Source organism: Microcoleus sp. PH2017_28_MFU_U_A (genome assembly GCF_020738035.1).
GTDB lineage: Bacteria > Cyanobacteriota > Cyanobacteriia > Cyanobacteriales > Microcoleaceae > Microcoleus.
Genome location: NZ_JAEQCX010000149.1, coordinates 1 through 13,859, shown reverse-complemented (window position 1 = coordinate 13,859; position 13,859 = coordinate 1). Strand labels below are relative to the sequence as shown.

The 13,859-nt window shown below is 45.8% G+C and carries 13 protein-coding genes and 1 pseudogene; 5 read left to right on the top strand and 9 right to left on the bottom strand.

Annotated elements, in window-relative coordinates; genetic code table 11:
* Positions 1-217 precede the first annotated feature (217 nt).
* The 5 genes from JGK14_RS30650 to der all read right to left on the bottom strand — a co-directional run bounded on the left by JGK14_RS30650 (position 218) and on the right by der (position 4,521).
* Entirely contained in the window at positions 218-883 is a 666-nt protein-coding gene (locus JGK14_RS30650; protein ID WP_293185591.1) for a YggS family pyridoxal phosphate-dependent enzyme, read from the bottom strand.
* A gap of 142 nt (positions 884-1,025) precedes the next feature.
* Positions 1,026-1,295 carry a transcriptional coactivator PipX gene (pipX, locus tag JGK14_RS30645; protein WP_293185590.1) on the bottom strand — a complete coding sequence of 90 codons (270 nt, stop codon included), beginning with the start codon at positions 1,293-1,295 and terminating at the stop codon, positions 1,026-1,028.
* Positions 1,296-1,337: 42 nt separating this feature from the next.
* Positions 1,338-1,775 carry a holo-ACP synthase gene (acpS, locus tag JGK14_RS30640; RefSeq protein ID WP_293185589.1) on the bottom strand — a complete coding sequence of 146 codons (438 nt, stop codon included), beginning with the start codon at positions 1,773-1,775 and terminating at the stop codon, positions 1,338-1,340.
* A gap of 124 nt (positions 1,776-1,899) precedes the next feature.
* On the bottom strand, positions 1,900-2,895 hold the full coding sequence (locus JGK14_RS30635) for an energy-coupling factor transporter transmembrane component T family protein (RefSeq protein WP_293193219.1): 996 nt from the start codon (positions 2,893-2,895) through the stop codon (positions 1,900-1,902).
* Positions 2,896-3,159: 264 nt separating this feature from the next.
* Entirely contained in the window at positions 3,160-4,521 is a 1,362-nt protein-coding gene (gene der, locus JGK14_RS30630; protein WP_293185585.1) for a ribosome biogenesis GTPase Der, read from the bottom strand.
* 72 nt (positions 4,522-4,593) lie between these two features.
* On the opposite strand from der, the pseudogene JGK14_RS30625 reads away from it, so the two are divergent.
* Together JGK14_RS30625 and JGK14_RS30620 are read left to right on the top strand one after the other, a co-directional pair.
* A pseudogene (locus tag JGK14_RS30625) lies at positions 4,594-5,802 on the top strand (NupC/NupG family nucleoside CNT transporter).
* Between the two features lie 238 nt (positions 5,803-6,040).
* Positions 6,041-6,583, top strand: coding sequence for an acireductone dioxygenase (locus JGK14_RS30620; protein WP_293219702.1), 543 nt, complete (start codon positions 6,041-6,043; stop codon positions 6,581-6,583).
* 171 nt (positions 6,584-6,754) lie between these two features.
* On the opposite strand, the gene JGK14_RS30615 is transcribed toward JGK14_RS30620, so the two are convergent.
* The 4 genes from JGK14_RS30615 to JGK14_RS30600 form a co-directional block, all read right to left on the bottom strand.
* Positions 6,755-7,552, bottom strand: coding sequence for a hypothetical protein (locus JGK14_RS30615; protein WP_293185581.1), 798 nt, complete (start codon positions 7,550-7,552; stop codon positions 6,755-6,757).
* Between the two features lie 108 nt (positions 7,553-7,660).
* Positions 7,661-8,131 (bottom strand): hypothetical protein, encoded by a 471-nt coding sequence (locus JGK14_RS30610; protein WP_293193216.1) that lies wholly within the window; start codon positions 8,129-8,131, stop codon positions 7,661-7,663.
* A gap of 308 nt (positions 8,132-8,439) precedes the next feature.
* Positions 8,440-9,021: a cupin domain-containing protein gene (locus JGK14_RS30605; RefSeq protein WP_325315868.1), complete on the bottom strand. Its 582-nt coding sequence runs from the start codon at positions 9,019-9,021 to the stop codon at positions 8,440-8,442.
* Positions 9,022-9,169: 148 nt separating this feature from the next.
* Positions 9,170-9,736: a sigma-70 family RNA polymerase sigma factor gene (locus tag JGK14_RS30600; RefSeq protein WP_293219696.1), complete on the bottom strand. Its 567-nt coding sequence runs from the start codon at positions 9,734-9,736 to the stop codon at positions 9,170-9,172.
* Between the two features lie 384 nt (positions 9,737-10,120).
* Here JGK14_RS30600 and JGK14_RS30595 point away from each other — a divergent pair, with 384 nt between their 5' ends.
* From JGK14_RS30595 to JGK14_RS30585, 3 genes are all read left to right on the top strand, one after another.
* Complete coding sequence (locus JGK14_RS30595; protein WP_325315867.1) at positions 10,121-11,335, top strand: DUF4331 family protein; 1,215 nt, start codon at positions 10,121-10,123, stop codon at positions 11,333-11,335.
* Positions 11,336-11,527: 192 nt separating this feature from the next.
* Complete coding sequence (locus JGK14_RS30590) at positions 11,528-12,928, top strand: tetratricopeptide repeat protein (RefSeq protein WP_325315866.1); 1,401 nt, start codon at positions 11,528-11,530, stop codon at positions 12,926-12,928.
* Positions 12,918-13,835 carry a hypothetical protein gene (locus JGK14_RS30585; RefSeq protein ID WP_325315865.1) on the top strand — a complete coding sequence of 306 codons (918 nt, stop codon included), beginning with the start codon at positions 12,918-12,920 and terminating at the stop codon, positions 13,833-13,835. The genes JGK14_RS30590 and JGK14_RS30585 overlap by 11 nt, the downstream gene beginning before the upstream one ends.
* Positions 13,836-13,859: the final 24 nt, after the last annotated feature.

The following is a 13,859-nucleotide window of genomic DNA, read 5'->3' as shown; positions in this document are numbered from 1 at the left end:
TTCTCAAAAAGGTGAGGTATGACTGACAGGTTATATAACCACTGAAACCAAGAGGGCCCAAGCCCAACAACGTACCTCATCTTTCTGAGAACCGCTATATATCAATTCTAGACTTATCTTTTCCAGTAAGCTTTGATTAAGTTTAGGTAACTATTTCGCCCTGTAAGTTAACCTCTATATTTAACCTAAGTTGTGCTTATCAGAAGATTTGAACAATTTATCCCCTCCTAGAGCCAAATAAGGTTTGTCCTAGCCGTACCATAGTAGCACCTGCTTGAATTGCCAAATGATAATCTCCCGACATCCCCATGGAGAGCTGCTGCATTTGAATGTTTGGCAAATTTTGCTGCTGGATTTTGTCAGCAAGTTCGCGGGTGCTGTTAAACAATTCTAGGATTTGCGAGTCATCTAATCCCACCGGAGGTATTGTCATCAAACCTTGAATTTTGATATGCTGACATTTATTGAGTTCACAGAGGTCGGCAAGAAGTTCGGGGACGCTCCACCCGTATTTGTCGGGATCTGGCAATATTTTCACTTGCAGGCAGACTTGCGGGGAGCAGGACATTTCGCCAGCTATGCGCGAAAGCCTCTGAGCCAGTTTTAAGTTGTCGATAGAGTGAATCCACTGGAAATGCTCTAGGGCCTTTGCTGCTTTGTTGGCTTGCAAGTGGCCGATCAAGTGCCAGTTGATATCCGGCAAATCTTGCAGTTGGCTTTGTTTTTCGGCAGTCTCTTGAACCTTGCTCTCGCCAAAATCTCGGATGCCCGCGTCGTAGGCTTGGCGGATAGCATCAGTCGGTACCTGTTTGGTAACGGCAATTAACCGCACTGATTCTGGCAAGTGTTGGCGAATGCTGTTAATTCGAGAGGCAATGGTCATGGGTACTCAACGCTCTTGACAGTAGGGCAGGACAATTAAGACAGATATCAATTACCAAGTTACCAATTACCAATTACCGATTACCGATTACCGATTACCAATTACCGATTGCCAATTACCGATTGCCAATTACCGATTTTGGCTATTGAAAGGTGCGCTGGTGAATGACCTGCAATTGGTCGTACTCCTGATATTGACCGCTGCGACGGAGGGTTCGCAGGCGAATTTCGACCATGAGGCGAGCGTCGGAGCGACTGATAGGATCGAATCTGAGGCCGCCAGGGCCGTTGGTTACTAAGAAAAATAGGCGCTGGGCGTATAGGGTGGTAAATAATTCTTGGCTGTCTTCAACCTGGGATACCCTGAAGAGGAGGCCAAAGTTTGGATGATTCAGGTAGGTTTCGGTAGTCATTCACTCTCACAATCGATCGATATTAGATTAAAGATTTAGATTTTAGATTTGAGTTTCGCTCGATCGCGGGGTGCAAAGGGCGATCGCGGTAGCCATGCTATAGTCTCCATCGTGACTGAGGCTCAACTGCCACTGACAATTTCCCCAAACAGAGGCTTGTGCTGCGGCGGTTCCGTGCAGTTGCACGTTAGGAGCACCGTTTTCGGAGCGCTGAATTTCGACATCAGCATACCGTATTCCCCGCCATCCCGTGCCTAGAGCTTTGACAACAGCTTCCTTTGCTGCCCATCGCCCCGCTAGTTGGTTGCAGGAAACTCGGTTCATTTTACCTTTAATGCTGCTGTCTTGAGAATTTAGTTGTCCGCAGTCTCTTTGTTCGGCCGGGGTGTAAACTTTTTCCAGGAAGCGATCGCCAAACCGGTCTAATACAGCTTGAATGCGCGGAACATATACTATATCTGTCCCAAGATAGATGTTCAAGGTCTTGGATCTCTAAATATTTGCATCCATTACTTTAGCAGCACTGTGGAATCATTGATTCCCAATTCCCAATTCCCAATTCCCAATTCCCAATTCCCAATTCCCAATTCCCAATTCCCAATTCTCAACTGTCCCAACCCCAAGCCAAGCGGGCACTCCAGAGGGCGAGCAAGCAGCCGAGGGCGATCCAGTCTCGGATTTTGAAGTGCAACTGATGCCATTCTACGCGGTGTCGATCGGGACTGGTGAAGCCGCGAACTTTCATCGCGCTAGCTATTTGTTCGGCTCGCAACAGCAAGTTTTCTAACAGCCTCTCGGCGATCGTCAACCAAACTTGAGAGGCACGGCGAAATCCGAGTTTTTTCCAGTTTATCGCTCTAGTGCTGACCGATCGCACTAAATTTTGTATTTCTTCCAATACTAGGGGAATAAACCGCAAAGATAACGTTAATGTTAGGGCAATTTCGGTGACAGGCCAGCGCAAGCGGCGCAGCGGCTGCATTAAGTTTTCGATGGCGGCGGTGATTTCTTCGCTGGCTGTGGTGAGGAGATAGAGGTTGGTGCTGTAAATTACTGTGAAAAATAGGGTGCTGACGTTGATAGCTAAATCTAAGGATTTGCGGGTGATTTTAACGGGGCCTTGTTTGAATAAAACGTAACTGTAGTTTGTGGGTTGGGGGAGTTTATTTTGGGTTTGAACTTGAGGATTTTGGGTTGGAGAGTTTGAGCCTAAGTTAAAAGGTTTGTACCAGGGTTTGGGATTCTGAGCGGGTGGAAGGGTTGCGGGTTGTTGGGAAAAGGTTAATTCGTCGGCGGGGATGCGGGGCTGATGTTCTGAGGGAAGTGCGTCGGGGGCGATCGCGCTGAGGCAAAATACTAAAAGGCAGAATAGCAGCAGCAGTCCCATTTGCTGTTTCCAGACACGGAAGGGAATGGCTGCGCTTAGTGTCAGTACGATTAACATTACTACTAGCATCAACCGCCAAACTGGATTGGCGAGTATGGGCGCAATTAGAAATGTCATCAACCAGGCTAGTTTGACGCGGGAGTCTAGCCGGTGCAGCCAGGTTACGGGTTGTTCTAGATACAGTCCAATAGGAAGCGATCGAAGTAAATCCATGTTGTAGATTTTAGATTTTTAATAATATCAATAGACTTATTGCATTTATTCCAAAATTATCTGGAAATTATCTGCGTTTGTCTGTGTATATCTGCCTTATATCTGCGGTTTCTGTATCAAGAAAGGACTTATACAAGAGGTCTAATTTATTGAACCGCGAAGACGCTAAGGACGCGAAGGAAGAGAAAGAAGGAAGACAAAAGAAAAAAACGCAATTTGCTTATATCATTAAACTGCGTTTTTTCTTTAATCTAGAGTCTAGAATTACTTTACGCGCAGTGCTCTGTTGGTTGTGCTAACTTCGCTGGCGCGAACTTTTTTGCCTCTCCACAGCAGCCGCATTGGTGTACCTGTAAAGCCGAGGTGTTTGCGGAATTGGCTTTCCATGTAGCGGCGGTAGTTTTCGGTGAAGCGTTTGGGATCGTTGACGAATAGGGCGATTGTCGGTGGTTGCGATCGCACTTGGGTACCGTAATAGATTTTGCCTTGTTTTCCTTGGCGGGTAACTGGTGCTGAGTGCCAGGTTGTGGCTTCTTCTATGACTTCGTTGATGACGGCGGTAGCAACGCGGCGCTTGTGTTCGTCGGAGGCTTTGTCTACTAATTCAATCACTTTTTCAACTCGCTGTCCGCTCATGGCGCTGACAAAGATCATTTCTGCCCAGTCGAGGAAATACAGTTTAGTTCTTGCTGTTTTTTCGTACTCGTAGATGGTGTCGTTGTCCTTTTCTATGGCATCCCATTTGTTGATGACGATGATGCAGGCTCGACCTTCTTGGCTGATGCGATCGGCTAATTTTTGATCTTGGTCGGTAACACCGTCAATTGCATCTATTACTAGCAGTATGACATCTGCCCGGCGGATGGCTTTGAAAGCGCGGTTGATTCCGAAAAATTCGGCGCCGTATTCGACGTTTTTCTTTTTACGAATTCCGGCTGTGTCAATCAGGCGGTAGGTTTGACCGTTGCGTTCTACTATGGTGTCAATTGCGTCGCGGGTTGTGCCAGAAATTGGGCTGACGATGGCGCGGTTTTCTCCGAGAAATGCGTTTAGCAAACTCGATTTGCCGACGTTGGGACGACCGATAATTGCTACTTTGATTTCATCTACTTCTGGCTCTACTTCTGTGGGAAGGTAAGTCATTAATTGGTCTAGCAATTCACCGGTACCGTTACCGTGAATCCCGGAAATGGGGTAAGGTTCTCCCAGTCCCAATGTCCAAAAGTCTGCTGCTTGGGTGAGTCCGGTATTTTCCGATTCGCACTTGTTGACGGCGAGAATGACGGGGACTTTTTGCACTCGCAGCCAAGAGGCGATGGATTCGTCGCCGCCGGTGAGTCCGGTTTTTCCGTCTACTACAAAAATGGCCGCACTTGCTTCTGCGAGGGCCGCCATTGCTTGTTCGCGGATTAATGGCAGAAATTCGGTCTCGTCATCGAATACTAGCCCGCCGGTGTCTACGACTTGATATTCGCGATCGCCCCAGTATGCTGGTCTGTACGTGCGATCGCGCGTAATTCCCGGTTCGTCGTGGACGATCGCGTCTTGGCTGTTGGCTAAACGGTTGACGATCGTCGATTTGCCTACATTGGGGCGTCCAATAATAGCAACTATAGGTAGAGGCATAAAAGTAGCAGCAATTTAGGCTGCGCCGTAATTTTGAGCTTTAATCTTTAAGTATAAGGGAATGTGACTGAAATGGAAAGACTTATTTCTGTGTTGGGGTTAGGGGTTTTTGTCGGTTTGTGCTACGCCTTTTCAGTCGATCGACGGGCTGTTAAGTGGCCGCCCGTACTGTGGGGAATTGCTTTGCAGCTAATTTTTGCAATTTTGATTCTCAAAACTGCTCCGGGTTTGGCGGCATTTAAATTTTTGGGAGATTTAGTCACTCAATTTCTGAATTTTTCTGATGCTGGGGCAAAGTTTGTATTTGGTGATAAATTTACCGACCACTATATCGCTTTTAAAGTGCTGCCCACTATTATCTTTTTCTCTTCGTTTATCACCCTACTTTATCACTACGGGATTTTGCAGCGGGTGGTGCAGGCAGTTGCTTGGTGCATGATTAAAACCATGAAAACTTCCGGTGCAGAAACTCTTTCCTGTGCTGCCAATATTTTTGTCGGACAAACAGAAGCGCCACTATTAATTAAACCCTATGTAGCGACGATGACTCTCTCGGAACTGCACGCTGTGATGACGGGGGGTTTTGCGACAATTGCTGGCGGAGTTATGGCGGCTTATATTTCTTTTGGCGTGTCTCCTCAACATTTAATTGCTGCGTCGGTGATGTCGGCACCGGCTGCTTTGGCTATTTCTAAATTGCTGTACCCAGAAACTGAAAAGTCCCTGACTGCTGGCGAGGTATAAATTAAGGTGGAACAGGTTTATGCTAATGCCGTGGATGCGGCGGCTTCTGGTGCTAGCGACGGTTTGAAGTTAGCCGCAAATGTGGCGGCAATGCTGATAGCTTTTTTGGGTTTGTTAGCATTTTTTAATGCATTTTTGGGTTGGTTTGGAGGGCTGATTAGTTTGCCTCAGTTGTCGCTGGAATAGATTTTTTCTTATTTGATGGCTCCCGTGGCTTGGCTGATGGGCGTGCCTTGGGCGGATTGTGGAAAAATAGGAGTAATTTTGGGGAAGAAGACGATTTTAAATGAGTTTATTGCTTATTTGGATTTGATGGAATTGGTGAAGCAACAGGCGATTTCGGAACGATCGGTAATTATTGCGACTTATGCTTTGTGCGGCTTTTCTAATATTGGTTCCATCGGGATTCAAATTGGGGGGATTGGTGGGATGGCGCCATCCCGCAAAGGCGATTTGGCTCGGTTGGGCGTGAGGGCGATGATTGCTGGTTCTGTGGCTTGTTTCATGACTGCTTGTATTGCGGGAATGCTCGTTTAAAAGTTTTGAGTTTTGTAAGGTGCGCCACAAGCACCCAACTCTCTACTCTCAAGGTTATTAAATAAAAGTTAAAATTTGACAATTAAAGTATGGTAAATGTTTAATAAAATATAACGAAAAACATCTAACTTTAGCGATCGGCTATTATGGAAAACAAGCAGGAATTTAGTCTGTAACAACAGTATATAGAAACTGGCAACTAAATTCTCTTCTAAGCGAAATTAATAGGTGATGTAATATGGCTGTTCTGCAACTAGAAAACGGTAGGACATATACCGATATCGAGGCGATCGCCAGCCAACTGGCTGTTTTAAATATTGAGCTCTATCGCCTGCCAAATCAGGAAAATCCTGCGGTTAAAAAAATTCTACTGCAAGACATTCTCAATGTCACAGAAAAACAGCACATTCTCGCAGCATTTAAAACCGAGTTTGAATACTTCAAGCGCGCTAGCGGATGTCAGTGGTGCGACTTAAAAGTGCTGCATCCGGGTTCGCCACAGATTTACCCGCTGATGACTCAAAGCGATCGCACTCACACTCACGCAGATGCCGAAGTTCTGCATGTTTTAGCTGGGGAATGTGTTTTTGGGTTTGTCTATCCTAACGGCTCTCAGGTACAATTAATGTTGCAAGCTGAAGAATATATTAAAGTGCCTCCTAATACAGAACATTGGTTTTATCTTACTCCGTTGCTGTACTTGAAAGCTGTGCAGTATTACACCACTGCTCAAGGGTGGGTTCCTCAGTATACTAATAGGAAGTTGAAAATTACCAACTAGATCGAACCTTTGTATGTTGTTGCGCTTCAGCGCTTTTTCATAGATATAAGCAAAGAGCGCTGAAGCGCAACTACGTACCTTTGTTGTTGCGCTTCAGCGCTTTTTCATAGATATAAGCAAAGAGCGCTGAAGCGCAACTACGTACCTTTGTTGTTGCGCTTCAGCGCTCTTTCATAGAGAAATTTCAATTTCTTCACACCGCTGCAAAAGTGCTTCTATTTCCTGGGCGAGAAGAATTACTTCCGGCCACGAAGAACCGTTGATTAAGTCTTGGGCGTGTGCTAATTTGTTTCTCAATGCTTCTGCTGACTTTAAAAAACGCTCCCCGTAACGTTTGGATTTGAGCCCCAGCCGATCGACTATTTCGGCATTCGTCAGGATTAAATCTCGCTTGTCGCAGAATTGCAGGTAATCGATCAAGTCTATGGCCTCATTTCGCGATCGCCCCAATTCCCACAGGTGTTTTGCTGCTACAATGCGATCGCCCTTCAGCAACTTCTGCCACGAATCTTGGGGAAAATAGATCCGCACAATCCGCAATAAATTCATTTCCAGCAGCGTCACCAATCCAAACAGCAGCATCCGTACCGGCGCTTTTTGCAAATCGCCGCAGGTGACAATCCCGTTGATGCGGTTGCTTTCCAAGACAAACAATCTCGGTTTTTCTCGCAACAGCGGTAACAATTCCATCAATGGAGTCGAGGCGGCGATTAACTGTGACGGATGGAAGATTTGCTGGTAGTCGCTACACTTACCTGTCATTAAGTGCGATCGTTCTATATAGCCGCAAACCGTACCGTTTTCCTCGATCCCGAGCACATCAAAATCGCGCGCCTCCATCCACGATCGCAATTTAGCAGCATCTTCGCCCGCCGGCACAGATTTTAGCGGTTCCGCCAGGTATTTAACGGTGATACTGTCTTTGAATAAATCCCGCAAATCAGCGGAACTTGATTTTAAATGTTTCATCTCATGCGGGGTAATTTCCTGAGTCGTGGCGCGACAAGAGGAATATTAATCATATTTTAACTGCAAATAGAGACGCGGGATTGCCGCGTCTCTAAATATTTTACAATCTTACTTGCTGGCTAATTCTGGACAATAATGATTGCCTGCAAGAGTTGTGATAATATCGGCATCGGCAAGAAAACTTTCTTTAGCCGTGGGATTTTCGATACTACCAGCTTGTCCGATCGCCCTTAATTTAACTTCCGGCAGAGAAAGTCCCGCTTTCGCTTGGACACAGATCCTTTTAGCGGCAGCAATTTTTTGACTGGGGCTACTTTGAATTCCTTGCAGTAAAGCGTTTGTGGCGTCTGGAGAATAGCTTTTTGCTAAGCGTTTGTAGTCTTCGATAAATTTCCCGTCGTCTCCTGTTAGCTTTATTCCCGATTCTTGGGGCGCGCACAACTGGTTTAAGTTAATTACTTCTCCCGCTGAGTTTACCAGAAAACAGCCTTCGCGTTCTTGGGCGATCGCACTTTTGACCGCGACAAATTGTACAATAACGGCGGATATCACAGCAGTTAAACGCCAGTAATTTAGCATGGCATTATCCTTTGATAGTTGACAGTTGACAGTTTGTAGGGGCGGTGCCAAGAGTGCCCGCCCTCTTAGTTGACAGTGACCTCTACCAGGAAGTCCGAGGATTGGACTAATTAATCGTCTTCTTTTAATTTGTCCTGGAGTTCCGGCTTTATATCGTTTCCGGTTGTATCGGAATTATTTAACCGCAGAGATCGCAGAGAGCACAGAGAGATAAGATAGAGATGAATGCAGGATGATCAAATCGGATTTGATATTAATCCAATTTTTCCTATTAAGATGCCCGTCCCAGAATAGATTTAGGTATGGATTCAAACGAGCCTTTCGTTATTTGTAGAAGATTTGATTAACAGCAAACATCCCCCTTCTGTAACTGGTGAATGAATGGAACCGGGAACCGATCGAATATAATCGCCTTGATAGCAAACTTCCCCTTCTACAGTTAAGTCTCCTTCTAATACAAATACTTCCTCCGAATCCGCGTGTCGGTGCAGGGGAAAAGTTACTCCCGGTTCCAGCCTCATCAAACAAGTAATTTCGCGCTTTTTTTTGTCAAGATAAAGCTTGCCGATCGAGATTCCCGGAACTGAGTAAGGTCTCCATTTGACATCGCGCGATCGCACAATTAAAGATGGCGGATTGTTCTCTGTGGGCGACGCCACAATTGGCAATTCCGCTATGCGCTGGAACAAACGGTTTTTGAGATCGGGCGCGACAGGAACGGCAGGGGCTGTATAGGCGATCGCAGAAATTGCTGTTTCAAAGGCCGCTAATTCACTTTGAAGTTCTGGGGATGCTTGCAATTTCTCGGCAAGTGCGCTGCGTTCTGACTCATCCATGGTATCGAGAGCTTGAAGCGCTGCAAGCATATTAAACTCCTCGTCTGGCATCATTTCCATCTGTTCTCCGGCATTATCAATTTTAGATTTTAGATTTTAGATTTTAGATTTGTTTTTGCCATTGCACTAAAGATGGAAGATTGGAGATGCCATAGGTTTAGATTGATATTAAACAATTTAAATTTTGTTTTTTTTTGACAATCTAAAACTCTTCGCTCAAAGTTTGGCGCAACTTAGAAATTCCCAACCGAATTCTAGTTTTAACAGTACCTGTCGGGATACCGAGTTTAGAGGCGATTGCCACACAAGTCAATCCTTCGTAATAGGCTAGTTCGATCGCAATTCGCTGTTCTGCTGGCAGTTTTTCTAGGGCTGCTATGACTTGGGCGCTGCGTTCTTCGATCATTGCATCTTCCATCGGTTCTGCAATACGCGAAGACGGAATTTTAGCATCTTCCAGACAAGCGTCTGCCGTGCGGACTGTTCGCTGCAACACTCGGAGGCGATCGAGGGAACGACTGCGGGTAAGCATAAACAACCAAGTATCCGCACGAGAGCGACTAGGATCGTAAGTTGCTGCTTTTTGCCAAATTTGGGAAAAAACATCGAGCACAACTTCCTCAGCTTCTTCTACCGAACCCAGAATTTTGTAAGCGAGACCGAAACTTGCACGACCGTAGCGATCGTACAGTTTAGCTAATGCTACTTGGTCTTTCTGGGCAATCTGCACTAACAGCAGCGATTCATCGCTTGACTTTTCCCCTGTCATCTCAGTGTACCTGAAAAATTTTGTTTTGAGTGCACAGATCCAAAATTAAATATTCGGCGTATATCACTATAGAACATAATTGTAAGTCAATTGGGGATGCAATCATAAGTATGCATTTGCGGGTTAATTCTGTGATGCTTTGAATTGTAATCTATCCGATTTATATTGCAGTTTATCACTTCTGCATAGTTTTTCATACCTAATCTTGCAGCAGAGATCCAAAATAGCCAAAACTTCGTATACCAATTACGAGAAGGCTCAGCAACCTCCCAAAAGCCCGACAGGTTAACAAGTTGAACCTGTTGCGACAAAAGTAAAACCTGCGAAGGTGGGTTATTTGCCATTAATTTTTGTAAAACTCTCAGTAAAAGATAGGTGCTAACTGTGAAACTCACCAAGAAAATTCGCCGAATCATATTAGCGATTGAAGCAGCTTTAATTGTTGTATTAACTCCCGGGATAATTGCCGCTTCCGACCATGACGACGGCGAAGTCGATATCAAAGGTCGCACTGTTAATTTAACCGACTTGTACGTCTATCGGGAAAAAGACCAAAATTCGAGTGCTGCGGACGGAGATTTAGTATTTACTATGAATACAAATCCTCGATCTGTAGCCCGCTATCAATATTATTTTAGCACTACAGCTCTTTACCAATTTCACATCACGCAGGTAGGTGATGTAAATTCTACCCCAACCGGACGCGCCGATATTATCTTGCGTTTTGCCTTCAGTCCGCCTAACAATCAAGGTATGCAAGCGATGGCTGTGACTGTGGTTCGCGGCGGCTCACAGACAACGACTAAAACTACAGTTAAGGGCGGTTTCATTGCCACAACTCCGCTGAATTCTAATGCTGTTTTGAATACAGTACCTGTGGGTGGTTCTAACTTAACTGTATTTGCAGGTTTGCGGGAAGATCCGTTTTTCTTTGATGTGGAACAATTTTTTAGAGTCCGGGCTGGGGCTTTGGGAACGGGGCCGAAAGTCGGTTTCAAGGAACCGGGTAAAGCGCTGGATTTTGCTAAGGGTTACAACGTTAATACCATTACGGTGCGCGTTCCAAAAGCATTTCTGCAAGCAGGAACAGGCGCGAATACTTTTGATGTTTGGTCAACTATTTCTGTGAGGGATGGAGTTGGTGGTTTCAAACAATTCGAGCGTTTGGCGAGACCTGCAATTAATGAGGGTTTGGTACTTACTCCCCAGTTGATGGAGGCATTTAATACTATTTCTCCGAGATTGGATTTGAGTGCTGCTGCTGCTCCGGTGCGCCAGGAAGCTGTTGCTACTCTCAATGCTGTGGATCTTTTGGACGGTAAGGATAATGTTGATGCAAATGCGATCGCCAAAGCTTTCTTACCGGATGTCCTGCGGATCGATACCACAAGGCCAAGCGGCTACGGTAGCGCGGCAAATTCTCAAGGAAGTTTGATCGGAGGTCGTTTGCTTTTGGACGATGTTGTTGATATCACTTTGGGAGCTTTGGTGGGTTCTCCGGTTGGCGATAACGTTTCTTATAACGGAACTCCTGGAAATCCGGCTCAGGGACACAAACCGTTAGAACCGAATTTTCCTTATTTGGCTTTGCCGAATTAGTTAATAGTCATAGGTATGTAGTTGCGCTTCAGCGCTCTTTCCTAATATTTATCAAGAGCGCTGAAGCGCAACTACGTACCTTGGCTCAAGCGCGAGCCGATATTTGGACGCAAGTCGCACAATTCGTCAGGTGCGTCATCAAATAAAATCGTAGTTTTTCGTGCTAAATCGAACAATGACGCACCCTACAATATGACAGCGAATAAATCACAAAAACCTAAATCTGAGCTTTTCTGGTGGTTGCTTCTCATCGGACTGCCGATAGTGGGCATTGTCGCAGTTAATTTGCTACCTAATCTGCGTGACATCTCAGAAAAAATTGCTAATAAAAGTACGGCAAATCTCGATGCTAATTACCGCTATCAGTTTTCGGAAACTTTGAGGAACAATCCGAATCAAAAGGAAGCTATTCAGCAGGAAATTGCTTTTTACCAGCAGCGATTGGCTGTTGATTCAAAAAGCGGTTTGAATCGGGCTGCTTTGGCGAGTGCTTATTTGAAAATGGCTCGCGTAACTGGGGAGGGTGGTTGGTTTTTATTGGCCGAACAAGCGGCCGAAAGATCGATCGCCCTTTTGCCTTTTGACAACAAAGGCGCGCTGCTAGTTTTAGCTCGAATTGCCGAGGCCAGACACGATTTTGCTACTGCTTTGCGCTTTGCTAAACAGGTGGGTTTTGACAATGAAGATGCGATCGCCCTTTCCATCACATCTCACTTAGCCACCGGAAAAATCAGTGATGCAAGTATAGCCGCAGAAGCCTTAGTTAATCGTATTCCTAACTTAGGCTCTCTCACATTAAGAGCATTAGTGAGAGAGTCGCAGGGGCGAGATGCGGAGGTTTTGCAGGATTACCGGCAAGCAATGGCTGCGGAGGAACCGGGAGAGATTGCTGGATCGGCGCGAGTTCGATCGCTCTTGGGTCGATTTTACGCCCGTCGCGGGCAGTTTGTGCAGGCGAAAGCGCTATTTTTGGAAGCGTTGCGGTTGGTTCCGCGATACCCGCTAGCGCTGATTTATTTGGGGGATTTGGAGACGCGCCAGGGAAATTATCGGGAAGCAGAGGCTAATTACAGCAAGGTTTCTGCCTATTCTGGCGGGGCTGCGACGGTGTTCGATCGCCTGGTGGATCGCGGTATGGCGAGGGTGAAGGAGTTGCAGGGAGATGCGAGATCCTCGGCGAAATTGCGCGACAAAGCAGAAGCTGGGCTGCGACAGGAACAGGTTTCTGGCGGTTTCGGGCACCGGCGCGATTTGGCGAGTTTGTTGCTGGAAAAAGGGCGATCGCAGGATGTCGCCGAAGCGCTGTTGTTAATGCAGGAAGAGGTGAAAATCCGCAGGGATGCTGTAACGCTGGATATCTACGCTTGGGCGCTTTCGAGTGCTGGGGAATGGCAAAAAGCCGATCGGGTGATGGCCGACATTGTGCGATCGGGAATTCGGGATGCAGGGATATTTTATCGGGCTGGTGCGATCGCTAAGACTTTAGGAAAAGATGCGGAATCTCGCGCTTATTTTCAACAGGCAAAGGAAATCGATCCGAGTTTTGATAGTCGATCTCGTCAAGCATTGGGTTTGGGAAGTTATGAATTTTGAAATTAGCCACAAACACATAAAATCGGAACCAACCATGCACAAAAACTGGCAAAGAACGCGAAAATATTTAATTCTTTTTTCGCTCACAATCTTACTATTTTGTACAAACTCAACCCAACCAGTTTACTCGCACTGGTCAGACTTATCAGTAGCCGAAATCATCGTAAACGATTTACAAACCGAAATAACATTAACCTTTCCCACAGGCTTAACAAAATTCGCCGACGACAATGGAGACGGACAGTTACAACTGGCAGAAGTTAGAAATCATCAAACAGAACTAGAAAAGTTTTTGGGTCAAAAAATTAGCATCACCAACAGTAGCAAAATTCCCGGATCGGTTACAGTCAAACCCCTAGAAATAGCAGCTAAAACTGCCAGCTTAATCCAGCAGCCCAATACCCATAGCACCTTAATCTTAAACTACACCTGGCCAGAATCTAACGTAACTTCAAAAAACAACAAATTGCGGATTAAATACAATTTGTTTTTGCCCGGAGTTCCGACAGCTAGCTGTCAAGCTACAATTGTCGAAGCTGGTGCTGTCAAAAGCATTGTATTTACGCCACAAAACCGAGAATTTTTGTTAGCTGGAAAAGAATCAATCTGGGAGTCAGGTTGGAGTTTGGTGCTAGCAGTAGTCGGAGCATTTACTTGGGGATGCGTGCACGCGATGTCCCCCGGACATGGGAAAACAATAGTCGGCGCTTATTTAGTCGGTTCGCGGGCTACTCCAGTACACGCTGTATTTTTAGCAGCAACAACCACAATTACTCACACTGCTGGCGTGTTTTCTGTCGGCGCAATTACATTATTTGCTTCTAACTTAATCGGTAATTGCTCAACTAGGGGAAAAAATGGAGCCATCAGTAGAGAGAGCTTGTTGAATAGATTGATAAGCAGTTAAACCCTGACGCTTGCCAGTATTGAC